Here is a 20838-nt window from a genome sequence, read left to right as displayed (position 1 = left end):
GTTCAGCGGATTGCCTGCAGCGTCCGCATCAGATCGCTGTCGGCCTCCGACAACTTGCGCTTGGCCAGCTTGGCGATACCGCGCGGCGCGCCTTCCTTGGCCGCCAGGCCATCCGCCAGGCCATCCGCCAGGCCCTGGGCGGCGCGCGCCTTGACCGCGTCGAGGGCGCCACTTTCCAGCGCGGCGGCGCCGAGCGTCTCCGGCGCCCTGGGCTGGGCCTGGGGCGCCTGCGGAGCCTGGGAGTGAGGCGGCTTCACGGGCTGCGGCGCCTGCGGCATCTCCTTGCGCAGCGGCGCCACCACCTGGCTGGCCTTCCGCGAAGCGGCGATCTGCACCTCCAGGCGGTCGGCGATCTCGTTGCCCTTCTTCACGAGGAAGGCCATTTCGTCGGCCAGGCGGCAGGCATCGCTGACATTCTTGGCCAGCGCCTGGCCGGCCGTGCCGCTGCCCTCCTTCAGGGCCATCAGTCCGCCCTGCGCCTCGTTGGTCGCGCTGGCGAACTCGGCGAACAGCTTTTCCATGTCCCGCTTCGCGTCACGCAGCAGCGTGAGCTTGCGGTTCAAAGCCACGGCATAGCCGATGGCGACAACCAGCAGCAGGCAGATGACTGCATCGAAAACAAGACCGTAGTCCTGCAGCAACGCCATCAAGACTCTCCCTCCCTCACAATCTTGTCGTTGACCTGCACGGCGATGTGCCCGCCGCGCCGGCCCATGCGGCCGCGGAACATGGGCACGTCGCCGCAGCGCAGCTCAACCTTGGAATTGGGCGTGCAGTTCAGCTCCAGCTGGCTGCCCTCGATCCACTCCAGCACCTGGCCCAGCGGCAGCTCGACTTGGTCCAGCACCGCGTCGATGGTGACGTCGGTCTGCCACAGCTCGGCGGTCAGATGCCCTTCCCAGATCGAGTCACGGCCGAACTTCTCGCCCATGAACATCTGCAGCAGCAGCTCGCGCACCGGCTCCAGCGTGGCGTAGGGGATCAGCAGCTCGATGAGGCCGCCGCGATCCTCCATGTCGACCCGGAGCGTCACCACGATGACCGCGTTCGCCGGCCGGGCGATGGTGGCAAAGCGCGGATTGGTCTCCAGTCGGTCGAAGCGGAAGGTCACCGGCGACAGCGGGTCGAAAGCGGCCGAGAGGTCGGCAAGCACGACGTGGACCATGCGCTCCACCAGGTTACGCTCGATGGTCGTGTAGGGACGGCCCTCGATGCGCATTGCCGCGGTGCCGCGGCGGCCGCCCAGCAGCACGTCGACGATGGAATAGATCAGGGCGCTGTCCACCGTCATCAGGCCGTAGTTGTCCCATTCCTCGGCCTTGAAGACCGAGAGCATGGCCGGCAGCGGAATGGAGTTCATGTGATCGCCGAAGCGCGCCGAGGTGATGTTGTCGAGGCTGACCTCGACGTTGTCGGAGGTGAAGTTGCGCAGCGAGGTGGACATCATGCGCACCAAGCGGTCGAAGACCACCTCCAGCATCGGCAGGCGTTCGTAGGAAACCAGGGCGGAGTTGAGGATCGCCTGGATGCCGGACTCGTCGCCGTCGTCGTCGCCGGCCCCGGCGACGCCCAGCAGGCTGTCGATCTCGCTCTGGTCGAGAACGCGGGTCGAGCCGCCACCGCCTTCGGAGCCGCCGCCATCGGAAGCGCCACCGCCGTCGGCAGAGCCGGCGTCGTCTTCCGCGTCGCCCTCCTCGGCCATGGCTTCCCACTCAGCCATCATCGCTTCTTCGTCGGCCATGTCAGCCCTTAACCCATTGATCTAACGAATTAAATTTCGTCACAACCAGTCCTCTACTGGACCAGCATCTCCTTGAACAGCACGTCGCGCACCTCGATCGGATGGACCGCGGTGTTGACGCGCATCAGCAGCTCTTCGCGCAGGCGCTGCACGCCGGCCGAACCGCGCAGGTCCTCAACCCGCAGCTCACGCAGATAGACCTGGAAATTGTCGACCACGCGCGGCAGCAGATTGGTCAGCTCGGCGCGGTCCTCCTCGCGGGTCAGCTCCAGGCTGATCGAGATCTTGAGGTAGTTGTTCTTCTTGCCGCCGGTGTTCAGGTTGACCAGCATCTGCGGCAGATCGAAAAACACGGCGCGGCTGTCCACCGGCGCCACCTCTTCCTCGACGTGCTCCTTGTTGAGGCCGAGCAGCGGGTCCAGCAGGCCCGCGAAGTAGGCCCCCGCGCCACCGCCGATCAGCAGCAGGAGCGGCAAAATAATGAACAAGACCAGCTTCTTGCCATTGAGGCCACCCTTCGGGGTTGCCTCGATCTCCATATCGCCGAGGTATTGTGTATCCGCCTGATCGGCCATACCGGTCAACCTATTCAGTTATCATGAGTTTTCGCCCAGTCAGAGCCTACGGAACGTTGGTTAAGACTTGGTTGAAAGCGTTGATTTCTCTGGGGACTGCGCCCATCCCGGCCGCCGCGCGCGGGCGGGCTTCGCGGGTTGGAGGCAAGATCTGCCGGGCAAGCTCTGCCACGGCGGCGGCCCACAGCGGCCCCGCCGTCGCCTGCCCGGCCGGCAAAGCCCCGGAATCCCTCGCCGTCGCCCTCTGACCGCTCCTGGCACGCCTCTTGCGTGGAGAGGGGTGCCGGGCAGGAAGCCCAGCACTGCCCAAAAGAGGAAGTCAGGACTATGGAGAACGCCGGTTACATCGCGCTATCGCGCCAAATGGTCTTGCGGCGGGAGATGGATGTCATCGCCAACAACATGGCGAACATCAACACCCCCGCCTACAAGGGCCAGAGCATGCTTTTCGTCGAGTATCTGGAAACCTCGGATTCCGGCGAGAAGATGAGCTTCGTTCAGGACGTCGCCCTGGTGCGCAACCTGACCGAAGGCCAGATGACGACCACCGACAACCCGCTCGACCTCGCCATCGCCGGCGAGGCCTACTTCGAGATCGATACGCCCACCGGGCCCCGTTACACCCGCAACGGCAGCTTCCAGCTCAATGCCGACGGCGAGCTGGTCACCTCCAGCGGCGAGCGGGTCCTGGGCGAAGGCGGCACCGCCATCACCCTGCCGCCGACCAGCCGCGACGTGACGATCACCCGCGACGGCACCATCTCGACCGACCAGGGCCCGGCAGGCCGCCTGCGCCTGGTCAACTTCGAGAACGAGCAGGCGCTGGTGAAGCTGGCCAACGGCCTCTATGACGCCGAAGGCCAGGATCCCCTGCCGGCGGAAGGCGCCGAGGTGCTGCAGGGCACCATCGAGGGCTCCAACGTCCAGGGCATCATCGAACTGACACGGATGATCGAGACGGTCCGGCACTATTCCGCCACGGGCCGCATGGTCAATGACGAACACGAACGCCAACGCCGCGCGATCCAGACGCTCGGCGGCACGGCTCAGGCATAAGCGAGGCTAGAGAGATGCGATCACTGAACATCGGCGCGACGGGGATGCTGGCTCAGCAGCTCAACGTCGAGGTCATCTCGAACAACATCGCCAACATGAACACCACCGGCTTCAAGCGGCACCGGGCGGAATTCCAGGATCTGCTGTACCAGAACCTGCGCCGCGTCGGCTCCGCCTCCTCCGATGCCGGGACCATCGTGCCGACCGGCGTCCAGCTCGGCCTGGGCGTGAAATCGGCGGCGATCTACCGCATTTCCGGCCAGGGCAACATCCAGCAAACCGAGAACCCGCTGGACCTGGCGATCAACGGCCGCGGCTTCCTGCAGGTCGAACTGCCCAGCGGCGAGACCGCCTACACCCGCGCCGGCAGCCTGCAACTCAGCCCCGACGGCGACATCGTCACCGCCGACGGCTATGTGGTGCAGCCCGGCATCACGGTGCCGGATGACGCGGTGTCGATCACGGTGAACGAGAGCGGCGAGGTCTACGTCGACCTGGACGGCCAGGTGGCCCCGGTGCGCGTCGGTCAGCTGGAGCTCGCCAACTTCGCCAACGAGGCCGGCCTCGACGCCGTCGGCCAGAACCTGCTGATGGAGACCGCCGCTTCCGGCCAGGCCTCCGTGGCCACCCCGGGCTCGGCCGGCTTCGGCCTGATGATCCAGGGCGCCCTGGAAACCTCCAACGTCAACGTGGTCTCGGAGATCACCAACCTGATCACCGCCCAGCGCGCCTACGAGATGAACTCCAAAGTCATCGAGTCCTCGGACGAGATGATGCGCACCGTAACGCAACTGCGCTAAGCGGGAGGCTGAAGATGCGTAAAACGACAGCTTCCCTGGCTCTCCTGGCCCTGCTGGCTGCGGCGCTGCTGCTGCCGCTGCCGCAGGCCCGGGCCGAGACCGCCGCCCCAGATTCCGCGGGGCAGGATCTGCTGACCCTGCGCGCCGGCAGCGTGATCGAGGACGACGTGGTCCGCCTGCGCGACCTCTTCGACGGCATCGCCGACCCGGCGGTGGCCGAGACCCCGGTGGCCAAGGCGCCGCAGCCGGGCGCCTCGATCGACGTCGGCGCGCGCTGGCTGGCCGCCGTGGCCAAGGCCCACGGCCTGCCCTGGCAGCCGCGCTCGCGCTACGAGCGGATCAACCTGCGCCGCGACAGCCACGACATTGCCGGCGAGGAGATCGAGGAAGCCCTGCGCACGGCCCTGGCCGACCAGGGCCTGGATGGCGAAGTGCGTCTCTCCTTCGACCAGCCGGGCCTGCGCCTGCGCCTGCCGAGCACGGCTGAGCGCAGCCTGCGGGTCACGCGCCTGACCCTCGATCCCTCCTCCGGGCGCTTCCTGGCCCACGTGGTGGCTCCGGCCGCCGGCGAGCCCAAGGCGACCCTCTCGGTCACCGGCCGCGCCCTGGAAATGACGGAGGTGCCGGTGCTGACCCGCCGCGTCAATCCCGGCGAGGTCATCCGCGCCCGCGACATCGAGTGGATGAGCGTCCAGGCCAACCGCCTGACCCGCACCACGGTGGTCGATGTCGCCAGCATGATCGGCATGAGCCCGCGCCGGCCGATCCGTGCCCAGGACCTGGTGCGCAGCACCGACCTGCAGTCCCCGGTCATGGTGACCAAGAACACCCTGGTGACCATCCGCCTGCAGACCTCGCGCATGCAGCTTACGGTCCAGGGCCGGGCGCTGGAAGACGGCGCCGAGGGCGACGTCGTGCGCGTCATGAACACCAAGTCCAATACCGTCGTGAACGCCGTCGTCGTCGGCGGCGGCAGTGTGATCGTGGTGCCCGCCACCGTCACCGCTGAACGCTAAGGGGAGACAGGTAGATGTCCCGAAACAGCGAGCCCAAGATGAAGAAAGCCCTGAAGCTGGCCCTCAATGCCGGCCTGATCGTCGCCGCCGGTCTCACTTTGAGCGCCTGCAACATGATGAACCGCCTGGCCGCGGTCGGCGAGGAGCCGCAGCTCTCCACCATCCAGAGCCCGGCCCCCCTGGCCGCGCCGCAGGCGGTTTCCCTGCCGATGCCGGCGCCCCTGCCGATCGAGCGGCAGCCGAACTCCCTGTGGCGTCCCGGCTCCCGCGCTTTCCTGAAGGACCAGCGGGCCAGCAATGTGGGCGACATCCTGACGGTGATCATCGAGATCGCCGACAACGCGGCCATCAGCAACACCACCACGCGCGCGCGCGCCAACGAGGAGAGTTCCTCGGCCAGCGCCTTCCTGGGCTACGAGACCCAGCTCACCCGCATCTTCCCGGACGCCATCGATCCGACCAACCTGGTCGACCTGGACAGCGATTCCTCCAGCTCCGGCACCGGCGGGGTCAACCGCAACGAGTCGATCAACCTGCGCGTCGCGGCGCTGGTCACCCAGGTGCTGCCCAACGGCAACCTGGTGCTGGCCGGCCGCCAGGAGGTGCGGGTGAACTTCGAGAAGCGCGAGCTGCAGGTCGCCGGCATCATCCGTCCGGAGGACATCACCTCGACCAACACCATCGACTACGACCAGATCGCCGAGGCCCGCATCGCCTACGGCGGCCAGGGCCAGATCTCCGACGTCCAGCAGCCCCGCTACGGGCAGCAGGTCTTCGATATCCTCTGGCCCTTCTAAGTCCTGCTTCGCATCCTCCATCGCAGGCAAAAAAGGGCCGCGTCCTCGGACGCGGCCCTTCTTCTTTCCGCCGGTCAGCCGATACCCCAGAAGAGGTCGACCATATCCCTGACCTAGCGCCACAGTTTCCTGCCGGAGGGCTCATCGCCGCGGCGCAAATTCCATAGAAATTTCACGGTGATCCAAACCGCAACGCAAAAGGCGATTGCGACAGGAACCACACTGACGAAGATGGTGATGGCATTCATGGAGACTGTCCGCGGCGGCAGAAAAGAGGCGACACCTAAGGTCAACGCTCGCAACCGGCATAAGCAACCGCCTGTGTCGGTAAGAAGAAGGCGATCATCTTCGCTCCGTGCTCTTCTTCCATGACCCGAAAGAATGACGCCCCACTTAGACCGGACATGACAGTGGTGGATTCCTTGCCGACAATGAAGAAGCCCTCCCTGTCGTTCTCGCCAGTGAGACCGATCGGCGAGTCCTCCTCAAAAAACCGAGCACTCAAGTATCCGGCGAGGTAGCTGTCGCCAACCGCCATAGATTCGATCCTACCTCTGAGCAGGCTGGTCTTGCCGCCATGACTCGGTGAACGAACAGCTACAGTTTGGATCGTAGGGGTGATATAGGTGAGAAAAAGACCGTCGCCCATACAGACCTCCCTATGGACGTCCTGAGCGTCCACATGGTTTCCGCCAAGTCCTATCAAGCAAAGGGCGAGAGCAAGCGTTTTCAGACGGATCAATTGACTCGCTCCTGTTCAAATTCTTTTGCGCTTCGCTTTCCAGACGTTACCCGGGCTGGGAAAGTCGCAGCGGGTTTTCGGTGAGCTTTTCAATGAGGGCCTCGGCACGGTCGATCAAGCGATCGTCTCCGATGAAGTATATCGCACCATCCTGCAGCCCTAGGCGCTGGCCCGGGACTGCGTTCTCACAAGTCAGGTACACGTGCCATTGAAACATCAGGGCAAAGAAGATCAGCAGAATGAGCTGCTCGCGGACGGCTTTGGGGTCATCGACCGCTACGTCACCGAACAGGAACGACCTTTGCGTGCCGATGTCCCACCGCTGTTCGGCGTTGAAGACCAAGCGCTCGAACACCCGGTGTTCGTCGTCGCCCACAGGCACTGTCGAATTGTCCACCTGGAAGAGGACCCAATCCTTCGGAGCAAGCCAGTCCAGCAGATGACCTGCGAGGACGTAGAGCTCGAGCGCTCCTGGCGGAGCGAGATATACCCGATAGGGGCACTTTTCCGACCCGAGTTCATTCAGACCGTTCCACGAACCGATTTCGAGGCCCAGCGGCCGAAGAAGGTCGTTCGCCTCGGTCTGCGACAGCACCCGCATGATCAGCTCCCCAATTCGCATCCCGAAGCAAAAGCCCGCGCGTCCGGCCTCAGTGAAGACGGACTACATTGCCAGCATGGTCGAAATGGCATCCCAGATACCCCGAAGCCATCGCCGAAAATTACCCGGGTCCGTGTCGTGGAGAACCAGGCGATAGACGAATGCGCCGGTGACACAGACGGCGATAACAAGGCCGACGACTAGGAGCGTCAAATCTGAAGGGTACATGAGCAGTTCCAGGAGCGCGTCGCGTCGGAGACCGGGAGTTCAACCTCAGGTTCCCATGTCATTCCCTACCAGAACGTTAACTCCTGCATCCCCGCCGGCAGGCCCGGGGGGGTTGGCCCGATGTGGCGCCGGGGGGCATGAAGGGAGGAAAAAAGGGCCCGCGTCACCGCCGCGCCCCTTTCTTGTTCTGGGTTACTGCTTCTGGGGGAAAGCAGACCTACGTAAGGCTCTCAGTCGTCCCGGTGGGTCCGTTCCATGCGCTCATGCCGTTCCTGCGATTCGATCGACAGGGTGGCAATCGGCCGGGCCTCGAGGCGGCGCAGGGAAATCGGCTCCCCCGTCTCCTCACAATAGCCGTAGGATTCGTCCTCGATCCGCCTGAGGGCGGCGTCGATCTTGGAGATCAGCTTGCGCTCGCGGTCGCGAGTGCGCAGTTCCAAGGAACGATCGGTTTCGAGAGACGCCCGGTCGGCAATGTCCGGTTCTTGCAGAGAGACCTCCTGCAGGTGCTGCAAGGTCTCACCCGATTCGCGTTGCAGGTCCGCCTTCCACTGCAGCAGCTTCTGGCGGAAATACTCACGCATCTTCGGGTTCATGAACTCTTCGCCCTCTTTGGGACGGTAGTTCTTCGGCAACTTCACAGTCATCCCTGGTCCCGTAAATGAGTACCAAACGCGCCGGGAGTATATGGAATTTGCCTAGCCCGGCAAGTCCTTGGAATCATCAATTTTTCTTGGGCGAAATTCCGCGGTTTCCCGCCGGAAATTCGGCCCCCGGGCGCCCTCAGCGCCCCCGCTTGGCCAGCTCCACGGCCGCCCGAATCTCAATTTCGTTAATGATTTGAGCGAGTTTCGGGTCGTCGACCGTCTCCTGGTGCTGCTTCAGCATGCCGGCCAGATTTTCCAGGTGGGCCAGCGGCACCTCGCCCAGCATGAGGGCGATGCGCAGTTCCTCCAGCTTGTCCAGCAGGGATTCGGCGCGCCGGCGGGCGCGTCGGCGGCCTTCCGTAGAGTCGCCGACCTCCTGCACCGCCAGAAGGGCGTTCAGGGCCGAAACCGGCGAAGACCCGGCCGGCGCGGCGCTCTGCGAGGGACCCTCGGCCAGGGCGCGGGCGAAACCGCCGCCGCCGGAAGGGGCCGCGCGGCCGCCGCGGGAGGTGGAGGTGGTCTTGGGGCCGGAAAAACGATCGATCTTCATTCAGAACCCTGAGCTCGAGCTTCTGAGCAGACACTGCGCCCACGCGGTTAACAACGCGTTAAACCTCTGAAAAACCGGCAGGAATTTCCTACCCGCCCAGGCCGGTTTTTGCCGCGGCGGCCCGGCGGCGCCCGCCGACGCCCCTCCGGCGGGCCCGGAAATCCGCCATTTCCGCCAGATTCCGGGAAATCAAGAGTTGGCACGGGATTCGCATTGAGACTGGGGAGTCCAAAGCCCTGGGAATGTATTTGATGCCCACTGCACGTTTTCATATCGCCGCTCTCCGGCCCCGCCTGCCCCGCCTCGGCACGTCCCTCCACGGCGCGCTCTCTGAGGCGCTGACGCTGGCCTTCAGCCTGGTTCTGGCGCTCGGCCTGGTCCTGGACGGCACCGCCGCCCGCGCCCAGACCGTTTCCCGGATCAAGGACGTGGCCGACTTCGAAGGCGTGCGCGACAACCTGCTGGTCGGCTACGGCCTGGTGGTCGGCCTCAACGGCACCGGCGACGACCTGGACAGCGCCGTCTTCACCCGTGAGAGCCTGATCGGCATGCTGCAGCGCCTGGGCGTGAACGCGCGTGACGAGGACCTGGACACCGACAACGTCGCCGCGGTGATGATCACCGCCGACCTGCCGCCCTTCTCCCGCCAGGGCACCCGCATCGACGTGCAGGTCTCCGCCCTGGGCGACGCCGAGAGCCTCCTGGGCGGCACCCTGCTGGTGACGCCGCTGCTGGGCGCCGACGGCGAGGTCTACGCCGTGGCCCAGGGCCAGGTGGCGGTGGCCGGCTTCAGCGCCGCGGGCAACGCCGAGACCATCGTTAAGGGCGTGCCGACCTCCGGGCGTATCGCCAACGGCGCGATCATCGAGCGCGAGCTGGGCTTCGAGCTGGAACAGCTGCGGACGGTGAAGCTGTCCCTGCGCAACCCGGACCTGACCACCGCGCGGCGCATCGCCGACGCGATCAACGACTACACCGGCGAGGCCTCGGCCCGCTCCGTCGACCCGACCACCGTGCAGATCAGCCTGCCGGCCCGCTACAACGGCCAGGTGGTGTCCCTGATGACCGACATCGAGCAGCTTCGGGTGCACACGGACCAGCCGGCCCGGGTGGTCATCGACGAGGCCTCCGGCATCATCGTCATGGGCGAGAACGTGCGCATCAGCACGGTCGCCATCGCCCAGGGCAACCTCACGATCCGGATCACCGAGACACCGCAGGTCAGCCAGCCCAACGCCTTTTCCAACACCGGCAACACCGAGGTGGTGGACCGCACCGACATCCAGGTCGACGAAGACGGCGACAGGCGCCTGGCCGTGGTGCCCTCCGGCATCAGCCTGCAGGAGCTGGTCAACGGCCTCAACGCCCTGGGCATCGGCCCGCGCGACATGATCTCCATTCTTCAGGCGATCAAGGCCGCCGGCGCCCTGCAGGCCGAGATCGAGGTGCTGTAGTCATGGATCAGACCGCAATCACCGCCGCCCTCACCCGCTTCCGGCCCTCGCCGGCTGAGAACGCGGTCTCCCTGAAGCAGTCCAAGCGGGCCGCCGAGGAGTTCGAGGCGCTGTTCATCTCCGAGATGTTGAGCCCGGTGTTCGAAAACCTCGACACCGGCGGCCTCTTTGGCGGCGGCCAGGGCGAGAAGATCTACCGCTCCCTGATGGTTCAGGAATACGGCAAGGCCATCGCCAAGGCGGGTGGCATCGGCATCGCAGACACGGTGCAACGCGAAATCCTCAGAATGCAGGAGAATCAGCAATGACCGAGATCCAGGCCGACGCGGCCCCGCCGACCCCGGAGGAACTGCGTCAGGTGATCCACATTATCGAGGACCTGACGGCGGTGATGAGCCGCGAGGTCGAGCTGCTGCGCGCCATGCGGGTGCGCGACTTCGGCGAGTTGCAGGACCACAAGCTGGGCCTGGTGCAGTCCTACGAGAAGCAGACCGAGAACCTGCGCAGCAATCCGGCTTTCGTCGCGGCCATCGATCCGCTGCTGCGTGACGAGCTGACCGACGTCATGGAGCGCATGCACGAGGTGATGAGCGAGAACGAGATGGCCATCAACGCGGCGCGCACCGCCAACCAGCGGGTCGCCACCGCCATCGTCAAGGCGGTGGAGGAGGAGCAGAGCGAAAGCGCCGGCTATTCCAACCGCGGCAGCACCAGCAAGTCGAGCGGCAAGCCGCCGGTTTCCGTGCAGATCGACCAGCACCTCTAAGCCCCGAAACCCGAGACAGCGGATCCAACTGCCCGGATTTCCAGCGAGACACCGAAAATGACGCTCAGCATCGCCCTCTTCAACGCGCTCAGCGGCCTGCAGGTCAACCAGACGGCCCTGCAGGTCACCTCGAGCAACGTGGCGAACGTCAATACGCCCGACTACGCGCGCAAGGTCCACGATCAGCAGAACCGCGTGCTGGGGGGTGTCGGCGCCGGCGTCGAGACCGCGCAGATCGTGCGCCGCATCGACCAGTTCCTGCGCCGTGACCTGATGGAAGAGACCACCGTGGTCGGCAACGCCGAGGTGCGCGCCGACTACCTCAACCGCATGCAGACGCTCTTCGGCTCGCTGGGCAACAACAACGCCCTCGGCAATTCGATCACCGACCTGGCGGTGGCCATCGAAAACGTGGCCAACAGCCCGGAGGTCGCCGCCCACCGCTTCGACGCGGTCAACGAGGCGGTCGAATTGGCCCAGTATTTCAACAGCATGGGCGACCAGATCCAGCAGCTGCGCACCCAGGCGGACGGCGAGATCAACGCCGCGGTCGATGCCATCAACACCGCGCTGCAGGTCATCGCCGACCTGAACGCCCAGATCGCCAACAACCTGGTCAAGGGTCAGCCGGTCGGCGACCTGGAGGACCGCCGCGATGTCGCGGTGAAGACCATCTCCGAATACATGGACCTGCAGGAGTTCACCGACTCCAGTGGCCAGATCCGGCTGTTCACCGCCGCCGGCCGCTCCCTGGTCACGGGCGCCACGGTCAGCACCCTGTCGTACACGATCACCCCCTACATGACCGCCAACGAGACCTATCCGGCGACCATCAGCGGGATCTACCTGAACGGGCCGGTCAACGACATCACCTCTGAGATTTCCACCGGCAAACTCGGCGCCCTGATCGAGATGCGCGACCAGGCCCTGCCGGCCATGACGAACGAACTGGACCAGCTCGCCGCCCAGATGCGCGACGAGGTGAACCGGGTTCACAACCGCGGTGCCAACACCCCCTTCGGCCTGGGCACCGCCGCCGGCGACCCGGCGGCCATGTATGGCTCGCGCGAGATCACCAACCCGGCCGGCGCGCTGACCCTGGGCTCCGACGTGACCTTCGCGATCCTCGACGCCACCGGCAACGCCGTCATCGCGCCGATGACCATCGCCGCCGGCGCCACCACGCCCAACGCCATCCAGACGGCCATCGACGGATTCCTGACCACGGCGCCCGGCTACGGCACGGCCGCCTGGAACGCCAACCGCATGGAGATCAAGCTGGAGCCCGGCTATCGCCTGGCGATCCTGGACAACGGTCCGGTCGCCGACATGGGCGATGCCACCATCACCTTCGATGCCGACGGCGACACGGTGACCGAGGACTACCTCGGCTTCTCCAACTTCTTCGGCCTCAACGACCTCTTCGAGACGCCGGCCCTGACCGGCGGCGTCCTGGCCATGGAGAACCAGGGCAGCGATCTGGGCATCTCCAGCACCATGCAGGTGCGCCAGTCGATCATCGACGATCCCTCCTACCTGTCCCGCGGCATGCTGCGCGGTACCGTGCCGAACCTGACCCTCGGCGTCGGCGACAACGAGATCGCCCAGCAGCTGGCCAACGCCTTCGGGCAGAACTTCGACTATGCCAGCATCGCCAACGGCCCCTCGGCGGTCAGCACGACCTTCTCGGGCTATGCCGGCGAGATCCTGTCGTTCAACGCCTCGCAGACCGCCTCGGCCGATGAGGCCCTGAATTTCGAGACCTTCTTCTTCGAGGACCTGCAGGCCAGGTTCAACTCGGAGGCAGGCGTGAACCTCGACGAGGAGCTGGCCAACATGACGATTTTCCAGAACGCCTACAACGCCTCGGCGCGCCTGGTCCAGGCGGTCGACGAGATGTTCGACACCCTCTTGAGCCTGGCCTGAGGTTAGGAGACATCCAATGTTCCGGGTAGCCAACTTCGCACAGCACCAGCTGACCCTGTCCTACACCATGCGCACGCAGGGCAACGTCGCCGACCGGCAGATCCAGATCGCCAGCGGCAAGGTGGCGCAGCAATATTCCACCATCTCGGCCGACTCCAACCAGCTGGTGAACGTGGAGCGCGCGGTCGCCCGTACCGAGCAGTTCAACCGCAACATCGATCAGGCCCTGACTCGCCTGAGCATCATGGAATCCTCCGTCGGCACCATGGTGGACCGGGCGATCGAGGTGCTGTCGATCATCAGCTCGGCCATGTCCGGCCAGAACATCGGCGACGTGCCGCTGCAGGCATTTGCGGCCACCTTCCTGGCGGAGGCGGAATCGCTGCTCAACACCCAGCACGAAGGCCGCTTCCTTTTCGCCGGCGCACAGACCGACAACCCGGCCGTCGACCTGGCTGACGTCACCTACACCCCGCAGGCGGGCCTGCCGGGCGTCTTCACCGCCGACTTCAACTACTACCAGGGCGACAACCTCCAGCTGGCCGTGCGCAGCGACGAGACCTTCGAGACGACCTACGGCATCACCGCCGACGAGCCGGCCTTCGAGGAGTTGCTGCGCGCCCTCGCCTATATGGACTATGCCGGCGCCAACCTGGACGACGCGGTGCTGGAGGAAGCCTACAACCTGATGAAGTCCGCCGTCGACGGGCTCAGCGATATCCGCGGCCGGATCGGCGCCAGCTCCAAGGTTCTGGAAGCCGCCAAGGACGGCCACGAGGACTATCTGACCTACACCACGAACCTGGTCTCGACCTTGGAAGACGTCGACGTCGCCGAGGCCACGACCCGGCTGGCGCAGGACGAGGTGCAGCTCCAGGGCTCCTATCTGTCGCTGTCCAGAATCAGCGAGCTGAGCCTTCTCAATTATTTGAGATAAATACCTGAAATAGCGATTTCGTAACCAGATTGGGCCGATAATGAGGCCCTCAAGAGTAAGGAGTTAACTATGCCCCGCGAGACTCAGGCAGCCAGGATGGCAGCTCCAGCCAGCCACGGCGGGTACGCCTCGGCGCCTCCCTCCGGTGCGGAACAGACGACGACCGTGAAGACGCGGTTCGGCGTCATCGAATTCGACCTTAACCAGGCCTTAACCTTCCCGAAGGGCATCCCCGGCTTCGTCGGATACAATTCCTTCGGCCTGGCCATGATCCCCAGCGAGACGCAGTCCAGCTTCATGCTGCTGCAGGCCCTGGAGCCGGACGACCTCTCCTTCATCGTCCTGCCCTACGAGCCCGCCGCCGGCCTGATCGAGCCCAAGGACCTGGACGCTGCCCTGCAGCACCTGAACCTCCCCGTTCAGAACTGCGCCATCATGCTGATTGCCACCTTCCGGCGCATGGGCAACAGCTTCGAGACCTCGGTCAACATGCGCGCGCCGATCTTCATCGACACGGCAAATCGCCAAGCCTGGCAGTACATTATGCCCAACGACCGCTACGAAGTGCGCCATACCCTGTAACACGTTGAGATATGCACTGAAAAAGGCGGCGTCCTGAGGGCGCCGCCTTTCTTCTTTGAATGGTCTGCCGCTCAGGCCCCGCGGCAGTGGCTGTTGGAGGCGCCAAAGGCGCGGCCCTCCGCGATGCGCGAGAAGGCGAAGAGATCCCGCTCCGCCAGCGATGCCTCTGCCCGGCGTCCGGATGCCGCCAGTGTTCTGGCGGCAGCGATTCTCACTCCTTCAACTGGGCGAGCACCTCTTCCAATGCGGCAATAGCTTCTGCCTTGTCTTGCTTTGTGAGATCTACCAACACCCGCAGACCGTCCCGCTCCTGCAAGACCACCCGGCCCTCCTCAACGAGTTCGCCATAGGTGCCGACCACCTTGTAGGTACTGATCGGCCGGACGAAACCCTTCACCGTCATCGGCGGCTGCTCTTCGGTCAGCACAATATCCTGAATCAGGGAGTTCGTTTCGTGCGCCAGCAGGATACTCCCGGGCTCAGCGGCGGCTTCCAGTCGCGCGGCAAGGTTCACTTGATTGCCGATTATCGTATAGTCGAGGCGGTCACGGCTGCCGAAGTTGCCGACCGTACAGTATCCTGTGCATATTCCCATCCGGATACGGAAAGGTCGCTCCAGGCCCCGGTCGCGCCATTCCTTTTCGAGCTCTCTCATACGCCGCTGCATGGCGATGGCCATCATGACGCAGGCCTTGGCATCTTCTTTGACGCCCTTGGTCTCCGGGTCTCCAAAGAACAGCAGCATGGCGTCACCGATATACTTGTCGATCGTCGCCCCATAGTCTAGCGCAATGGCCGACATCTCGGTCAGGTAGTGGTTGAGGACAGCCGTCAGCTCCTCTGATTCAAGGTTGTCGGTGGTTTCGGTGAATGCCGCGATATCCGAGAAGAAAATCGTCAGCTTCTTGCGCTTGGAAACGATCTCTACGCTTTGCTCGCCGCTGAAGATGGATTTATAGATCTGCGGTGAAAGATACTTGGCAAGCTTGGACGACAGGGCTTCGAGCATTTCGTTCTTTTCGAACACGAGCTTGCTGGCTTCCTCCGCGCGCTGCTTTGCTTCCACCAGCTCCCGCTCCGCTCGTTTCTGCTCGGTAATATCCGTCATCACTGTAACTGTGCCGCCGCCAGCCACCGGACTTCGGCGAATGCGATAGGTTCGGCCATCGGGCTTCAAGTCTTCGAATGTCCTGCCCGACGGATTGCGGACACTTTCCAGCCGCTCGGCAACCAAAGCCTCGGTGTCGCCCTCACCGTAGTAGCCATGCTCTGCGAGATAACGCAGAAATTCCGCATAAGGCCTTCCGGGCTCCAGTAACTCCTTGGGTGCCGGATACATTTCCAAGATCCGGTCGTTACGCGCAATGATGTCCAGGCTCGCGTCAGTGTAGACCAGCCCGCCCGGCATATTGTCGAGGGCCAGATGCAGCTGCTTCTCTTTCTCCGCCAGGGTCCGTTCGGCCTGCTTCTGCTCCGTGATATCCGTCATCGCCGTGACGGTGCCCCCGCTGGCGACCCGTTGTCGCCGAACCTGGTATACCCGGCCGTCGGGGGTTACGTCCTCGAAAGTCTTGCCGGATGGGTTGCGCAAGCTATCGACGCGTTGAGCGACGAGAGCCTCGACATTGCCTTCGCCGTAGTAGCCATTCTCAGCCAGAAAGCGAAGAAAGCTTGGATAGGGGTGCCCAGGCTGAAGCAACTTGGCGGGCACGCTGTACATCTGCTTGAATCGCTCATTGCAGAAGACGATGTTGAGGGCCTTGTCGGTGTAGACGAGCGCACCCGGCATGTTGTCCAAGGCAACATGGAGTTGCGCCTCCAGGCTCCCGGCGTCCGATGCACCTGCAATGTGCTTGGTTTTTGGCTGTGCCACGGCGTTCCTCGAGGCCAATTGCAGCTGGCCGTTTGTGCCAAAGCATATCGCCAGAGGAGCCTGCGGGATCGCTACCGAACATTGCCGGCCAGGCCCGGCCCGTGCTCTATGACTGAAATGCTCTCATGGCCGACATTCGCGGGACGAAGACTGCAAGCTAGCAGGAGTAGATGGCGTTGGTTCCACATCTGGCTCCGTGACGTCGAAGGAGGTCAACAATGTCCTCGTAGCCCATGCGAGTCGCGTCATCCAATGGCGTAATGTCCGCGCCCTCACCGTAGTTTACTTCAGCTCCAGCGTTGATCAGGAGCTCGACGATTGACTTATCGCCAGCCAGGGCCGCCGCGGAGAGCACAGCCCAGCCGTTGAAGTCTCTGGCGTTGACGTTGGCACCCTTGGCCACCAGAAGCTGAGCAACCTTTGCTTTTCCCGCATCTGCGGCCCAATGCAGCGGCGTCTTTTCTGACAGGTCTCTCTCGTCCACGTGGGTGCCAGACGCGATCAGGTGTTCCACCTCCTCTGCGTCTCCCGCTTTGGCCGCGTGATGAATCGGCCCCGCCGAGACAGTGGATTGGAAACACAAGGGAGACAGAAAGATCACCGTACCAACAGTCACACACCATGAAGCAATTCGCATGATGCACCTCCGGTACTGGCGGAAGACCGACGGCGGATTATAGATCGGATTGCTGATGGGAGTCGAATGGGTGAATCCGACGCAGTACGACACGCCCGGTCGGCATGAACCTCCGGGTGCATTCGACAGCAGTGGCGCTGCGAAGGATGACGTCCTCTCCACAGGGGTTCAGGGACATCGCGGTTAGTTGCATCGCCTTGGTTTCGGAGAGCACCGCAGCGGCATGATTCTGCCGTTTTTCCGCGGCCTAAGCGCGCAGCTGCACCTGGCCGCTGTGGCCGTTGGAGGCATCGGAACGGCGGTCCAAAGCCAGGCGCGGAACAGACGACGACCGTGAAGACGCGGTTCGGCGTCATCGAATTCGACCTTAACCAGGCCTTAACCTTCCCGAAGGGCATTCCCGGCTTCGTCGGCTACAATTCCTTCGGCCTGGCCATGATCCCCAGCGAGACGCAGTCCAGCTTCATGCTGCTGCAGGCCCTGAAGCCGGACGACCTCTCCTTCATCGTCCTGCCCTACGAGCCCGCGACCGGCCTGATCGAGCCCAAGGACATCGACGCTGCCCTGCAGCACCTGAACATCGCCGTTCAGAATTGCGCCATCATGCTGATTGCCACCTTCCGGCGCATGGGCAACAGCTTCGAGACCTCGGTCAACATGCGCGCGCCGATCTTCATCGACACGGCAAATCGCCAAGCCTGGCAGTACATCATGCCCAACGACCGCTACGAAGTGCGCCATACCCTGTAAGGCACAGGAAACAGCCATAGAAAAAGGGCCGCCTTCCAGGCCCAGCCGTTTACTAAAGGTGGGGAAGGTGATGGCCACAACCCCCTCTGCGGGTGCTTTCTTCCCAAGTGTTCGCCATGAGCGAGAACGGCCTGCCGGGTGGTCGCTACCGCAGGATGTAACCATATTTTCACTGAGGGAACTTCTGAAATACTGTTACCATGACAGGTTGTTGTCCTGGCTTCAGGCGGCGAACGCGACAAGATCGCGAGGCGTCGAGCTGAACGGCCAACGAACCACTCCCGGTTGGTGCTGCTATGCCAAGGTCAAATTGGCGAGTCGGGCGGTCGGGGGACTTCATGTCGAGGAAGTCTGTCGCGGCGCTGATCATCCTGCTGCTTACAGCGGCCGCCGGCGTATCGACTGAGGCCACGCCGGCGGATGCCGCCCTGGTGGCGCACCTTCGAGACCCGCCGGTCCAGCAGATATACGCTCCGGTCTTACCTGATCAGCCGAGAACAACGGTGGAAGTGGCGCCCATCAAAACCGTCGTCCTGATTTGCTCGAACACTCTCTCACGATCGCAGTGTCAGCCCTCCACCGCCCTGGACATCCTGGTGGCTCCTGGTGCGACAACCTTCGGTCTCTGCGGCCTTCAGGCTCAGGCCTACATCGCCAACTCGACATTGGCGCAGGAGCTATCAAAAGACTCCTTCCTGAAGATCATCTGTACCCGTCAGAAAATTGCGCCAACCGTCGCTTGGCCGAAAAAATAGTCAAAGGCACCACCAGTCGCTCGCCAGGTGAGAAGTCCTTAGCAGATCTATCAGGCGAAGGACTCGCTTGCCTCACTGTCCTCCCAAGAAGATTTTTGCTTCATAATGACTTCACCCGAACCCTATGGTTTCCGCGGTGTGCCCATCAGACGTTCTTGGAGAATCACCACGTTTGGTAAACGCCTGGCCTTCCAGGCGGCCCTTCTTTTTTGCCGGCTCGCGGGAAGTTCCCGCCTCAGCCCTTGAGGCGGGCCTCCAGCGCACGCGCCATACGCTCCATCAGTACCGACCAGGGCTCGGTCCAGTGGCGCTGCCAGTGAATGTGGTGGGGCACGCCGTACTCACCCTTTGGCGGCTGGTTGCGGCAGCTGCCGCCGGCGGTCATGAGCCAGACTTCCTTGCCGACCGCCTCGGCGATGCGGCTGGGTGAGGACGCGGTCGACAGCACCATGTCCATCTGCGCGGTCAGGGCGAAGGCCGCCTCCATGTCGTTCTTGAGATCGATGTCGTCCCAGCGGTGGATCTTGATGCCGAAGCGCTCCTCGGCCTCGGCGATCTCCTCCTCGCACTCGTCATAGAAGAGGTTCACGAAAACCAGGCCGGGAATACGGAAAATCGGCTCCCACATCTCCAGCCGGGTATAGTGAATGTCGCGATCGCGGTGGGACATGCTGCTGCGCCAGCAGATGCCGAGCCTGAAGCCATCCGGCAAAGCGGCGACCCGCTCGGCCATCTCCTTCATCCGCTCGGCATGCGGTTCCAGGTAGCCCTTGGCCGACTTGCTGCGCTCGCCGCAAGCGAAAGCCGCCTCGATGTCGTCTTCCGGATAGGTCTTGCAGGCGATCTCCTCCTCGGTCAGGGGAAAGTACTGCAGCAGGTTGCCTTCAGGAAGATGGACATCGAAGTCCGTGCGCTCCAGGTCCGCCTTGGCGTCAACATTGTCCGGCAGTATCTCGGCACCCGGGAAACTGCGGGCGAAGATCGGGAGCAGGCGCTCGTCAGCCTCAATGGCGACCTCGCCGGCAACCTCGATCATATGCGGGAAACGGCGGCTGAAGTCGATTTCGTCACCCAGGCCCTGCTCGCGCCACAACATTATCCGTTTGTCGGAGATGTCTTCACCGCGCCAACGGGGTTGCCGGAAGTGACGGACCGGCTTGCGCAGGTTGGCTGTCAAACCGGCGTCGAAGTAGTCCCACGACTCCTCGAAATAGCCGTTGCGCCACAGCGAACGCGCCAGGGAGAACTGCAGACCCGGCTCGTTGGGGCACAACTCCACGGCCCTGCGGAAGTTTTCCAGGGCCTTTTCGCCCTTTCCCTGCTCGAAGTACACCAACCCGCGATTATGGACGAACTCACCCCGGTCGGGCGCCAGCTCGATCGCCTTGTCGTAGTGGCTGCCGGCCTTGTCCAGATCGTGCAGCAAGCGCAGCGCGTTGCCGCAGTTGAAGTAGCTGCTGGCAAAGCTCGGCTCGAACTCCATGGCCTTGCGGAAGTTGGTCAGCGCCAGCTTATAGCGATGCTGATCCATGTAGACGTTGCCCAGGTTCGAATAGGCGGCACCGCTGATAGGGTCGAGCTCGATGGCCTTCTTGCCGTAGCGAATGGCTTCGTCGAAATCCCCCAGCTGGCGTTTGACCATGCAGAGGTTCAGATAGGCCTGCGGGATGCGGGGGTCCGCTTCGATCGCCTTGTGGCAAGATTTCTCCCCAAGCTCGTATTTGCCGTTGTCGATGGCGATCTTCGCCAGATTGACGTGTGCCTCGGCGTAGTCCGGCTTGAGCGCCACCGCCATGCTGTAGGCGTTGATCGCCGCCGACACATCGCCCTGCATCTTCTTGATCAGACCAAGATGATAGAAGGCCTTGGCGTCCTTGGAGTTGAGACGCACGGCCGTGATGAGCGCGTCCACCGCCTGGTCCAAAACGCCAGCGTCGATCAACAGGATCCCAAGGTCCCGATAGGTGCTGCCGTTGTGCGGGTCCAGCGCGAGCGCGCGGCTGTATACATCGACGGCCTGGTTGATCTGTCCCAGCCCGTAGAGGACCTTCGCGTAGATCGACTGCACCTCTACGTTGTCCGGCGCCGCCTCCAGGGCGCGCTTCATCAGCTTGTCGCCCTCCTGAAAGCGGCGCTGGCGCATGTAGCAGAAGCCGAGCATGGCGGTCGCTACCGGGTTGCCGCGATCGGCCTTAAGGACCCGCTTCAGCATCTCGATTGTGCTCTTCACCTGCCCGGAATCGAACTTCTCCCAGGCGACCGCCATCATCTTGCTGACGTCGCGCTGGGAGCCGATTCGCCTGCCGTCGCCGGGGCGTGACTTGCCGCCGCGCGGCGCGCGTTTGCTTTTGGCGATGTCGGGAGCTGACTCTTGCTGACTCATTCGATCCTGCTCAAAGAGGGCT

At 63.7% G+C, this 20838-nt stretch carries 23 protein-coding genes; 12 read left to right on the top strand and 11 right to left on the bottom strand.

The annotated features are described in order from the left end of the window. Positions 1–2: 2 nt before the first annotated feature. The 3 genes from H7X47_RS22750 to H7X47_RS22740 are packed head-to-tail and all read right to left on the bottom strand — an operon-like array spanning position 3 to position 2316. On the bottom strand, positions 3–647 hold the full coding sequence (locus H7X47_RS22750) for a DUF6468 domain-containing protein (protein WP_193371065.1): 645 nt from the start codon (positions 645–647) through the stop codon (positions 3–5). Further along, entirely contained in the window at positions 647–1741 is a 1095-nt protein-coding gene (gene fliM / locus H7X47_RS22745) for a flagellar motor switch protein FliM (RefSeq protein ID WP_193371064.1), read from the bottom strand. Before fliM ends, H7X47_RS22750 begins: the two co-directional genes overlap by 1 nt. 53 nt (positions 1742–1794) lie before the next feature. Continuing rightward, positions 1795–2316 carry a flagellar basal body-associated FliL family protein gene (locus H7X47_RS22740; protein WP_193371063.1) on the bottom strand — a complete coding sequence of 174 codons (522 nt, stop codon included), beginning with the start codon at positions 2314–2316 and terminating at the stop codon, positions 1795–1797. Between the two features lie 327 nt (positions 2317–2643). Here H7X47_RS22740 and flgF point away from each other — a divergent pair, with 327 nt between their 5' ends. From flgF to flgH, 4 genes are read left to right on the top strand one after another with little or no spacing between them, the layout of a single operon-like run. Further along, positions 2644–3372 (top strand): flagellar basal-body rod protein FlgF, encoded by a 729-nt coding sequence (flgF, locus tag H7X47_RS22735; RefSeq protein WP_193371062.1) that lies wholly within the window; start codon positions 2644–2646, stop codon positions 3370–3372. 14 nt (positions 3373–3386) lie between these two features. Further along, positions 3387–4172, top strand: coding sequence for a flagellar basal-body rod protein FlgG (flgG, locus tag H7X47_RS22730; RefSeq protein ID WP_193371061.1), 786 nt, complete (start codon positions 3387–3389; stop codon positions 4170–4172). A gap of 14 nt (positions 4173–4186) precedes the next feature. Further along, on the top strand, positions 4187–5188 hold the full coding sequence (gene flgA, locus H7X47_RS22725; RefSeq protein WP_193371060.1) for a flagellar basal body P-ring formation chaperone FlgA: 1002 nt from the start codon (positions 4187–4189) through the stop codon (positions 5186–5188). A 14-nt stretch (positions 5189–5202) separates the two neighbouring features. Then, the gene (flgH, locus tag H7X47_RS22720) at positions 5203–5985 is read left to right on the top strand and encodes a flagellar basal body L-ring protein FlgH (RefSeq protein ID WP_322096530.1); all 783 of its coding nucleotides are present in this window, start codon (positions 5203–5205) and stop codon (positions 5983–5985) included. Between the two features lie 113 nt (positions 5986–6098). On the opposite strand, the gene H7X47_RS26205 is transcribed toward flgH, so the two are convergent. The 5 genes from H7X47_RS26205 to H7X47_RS22700 all read right to left on the bottom strand — a co-directional run bounded on the left by H7X47_RS26205 (position 6099) and on the right by H7X47_RS22700 (position 8753). Continuing rightward, positions 6099–6233 (bottom strand): hypothetical protein, encoded by a 135-nt coding sequence (locus tag H7X47_RS26205; RefSeq protein WP_264373111.1) that lies wholly within the window; start codon positions 6231–6233, stop codon positions 6099–6101. A gap of 41 nt (positions 6234–6274) precedes the next feature. Further along, positions 6275–6634 carry a hypothetical protein gene (locus H7X47_RS22715; protein ID WP_193371059.1) on the bottom strand — a complete coding sequence of 120 codons (360 nt, stop codon included), beginning with the start codon at positions 6632–6634 and terminating at the stop codon, positions 6275–6277. 139 nt (positions 6635–6773) lie between these two features. Continuing rightward, positions 6774–7328, bottom strand: a complete 555-nt coding sequence (locus H7X47_RS22710; RefSeq protein WP_193371058.1) for a hypothetical protein — start codon at positions 7326–7328, stop codon at positions 6774–6776. A 458-nt stretch (positions 7329–7786) separates the two neighbouring features. Beyond that, positions 7787–8203 (bottom strand): RNA polymerase-binding protein DksA, encoded by a 417-nt coding sequence (dksA, locus tag H7X47_RS22705; RefSeq protein WP_193371057.1) that lies wholly within the window; start codon positions 8201–8203, stop codon positions 7787–7789. A 136-nt stretch (positions 8204–8339) separates the two neighbouring features. After that, the gene (locus H7X47_RS22700) at positions 8340–8753 is read right to left on the bottom strand and encodes a flagellar assembly protein FliX (RefSeq protein ID WP_193371056.1); all 414 of its coding nucleotides are present in this window, start codon (positions 8751–8753) and stop codon (positions 8340–8342) included. A 251-nt stretch (positions 8754–9004) separates the two neighbouring features. On the opposite strand from H7X47_RS22700, the gene H7X47_RS22695 reads away from it, so the two are divergent. From H7X47_RS22695 to fliW (H7X47_RS22670), 6 genes are all read left to right on the top strand, one after another. Then, complete coding sequence (locus H7X47_RS22695; protein ID WP_193371055.1) at positions 9005–10207, top strand: flagellar basal body P-ring protein FlgI; 1203 nt, start codon at positions 9005–9007, stop codon at positions 10205–10207. Between the two features lie 2 nt (positions 10208–10209). After that, a complete protein-coding gene (locus H7X47_RS22690) occupies positions 10210–10515 on the top strand; it encodes a rod-binding protein (protein ID WP_193371054.1) in 306 nt (101 codons plus the stop codon). Next, on the top strand, positions 10512–10973 hold the full coding sequence (locus H7X47_RS22685) for a hypothetical protein (RefSeq protein WP_193371053.1): 462 nt from the start codon (positions 10512–10514) through the stop codon (positions 10971–10973). The genes H7X47_RS22690 and H7X47_RS22685 overlap by 4 nt, the downstream gene beginning before the upstream one ends. 57 nt (positions 10974–11030) lie before the next feature. Continuing rightward, a complete protein-coding gene (gene flgK, locus H7X47_RS22680; RefSeq protein WP_193371052.1) occupies positions 11031–12899 on the top strand; it encodes a flagellar hook-associated protein FlgK in 1869 nt (622 codons plus the stop codon). A 16-nt stretch (positions 12900–12915) separates the two neighbouring features. Beyond that, positions 12916–13836, top strand: a complete 921-nt coding sequence (locus H7X47_RS22675) for a flagellin (protein WP_193371051.1) — start codon at positions 12916–12918, stop codon at positions 13834–13836. Positions 13837–13932: 96 nt separating this feature from the next. Next, positions 13933–14418, top strand: coding sequence for a flagellar assembly protein FliW (fliW, locus tag H7X47_RS22670; protein WP_193371050.1), 486 nt, complete (start codon positions 13933–13935; stop codon positions 14416–14418). Between the two features lie 211 nt (positions 14419–14629). Here the strand turns inward: fliW (H7X47_RS22670) and H7X47_RS22665 are convergent, their stop codons facing one another. Then, positions 14630–16291 carry a PAS-domain containing protein gene (locus H7X47_RS22665; RefSeq protein ID WP_193371049.1) on the bottom strand — a complete coding sequence of 554 codons (1662 nt, stop codon included), beginning with the start codon at positions 16289–16291 and terminating at the stop codon, positions 14630–14632. 157 nt (positions 16292–16448) lie between these two features. Continuing rightward, the gene (locus tag H7X47_RS22660) at positions 16449–16928 is read right to left on the bottom strand and encodes an ankyrin repeat domain-containing protein (protein ID WP_193371048.1); all 480 of its coding nucleotides are present in this window, start codon (positions 16926–16928) and stop codon (positions 16449–16451) included. Between the two features lie 333 nt (positions 16929–17261). On the opposite strand from H7X47_RS22660, the gene fliW (H7X47_RS22655) reads away from it, so the two are divergent. Both fliW (H7X47_RS22655) and H7X47_RS22650 read left to right on the top strand, forming a co-directional pair. Further along, positions 17262–17678 (top strand): flagellar assembly protein FliW, encoded by a 417-nt coding sequence (fliW, locus tag H7X47_RS22655; RefSeq protein WP_193371047.1) that lies wholly within the window; start codon positions 17262–17264, stop codon positions 17676–17678. Between the two features lie 338 nt (positions 17679–18016). After that, entirely contained in the window at positions 18017–18433 is a 417-nt protein-coding gene (locus H7X47_RS22650) for a hypothetical protein (protein WP_193371046.1), read from the top strand. Between the two features lie 235 nt (positions 18434–18668). On the opposite strand, the gene H7X47_RS22645 is transcribed toward H7X47_RS22650, so the two are convergent. After that, a complete protein-coding gene (locus H7X47_RS22645) occupies positions 18669–20816 on the bottom strand; it encodes a tetratricopeptide repeat protein (RefSeq protein WP_193371045.1) in 2148 nt (715 codons plus the stop codon). Between the last annotated feature and the right edge of the window lie 22 nt (positions 20817–20838).

Origin of the sequence: Pelagibius marinus (genome assembly GCF_014925385.1) — a bacterium.
GTDB classification, from domain to species: domain Bacteria; phylum Pseudomonadota; class Alphaproteobacteria; order Kiloniellales; family Kiloniellaceae; genus Pelagibius; species Pelagibius marinus.
This window is presented reverse-complemented; position numbering and strand designations above follow the sequence as displayed.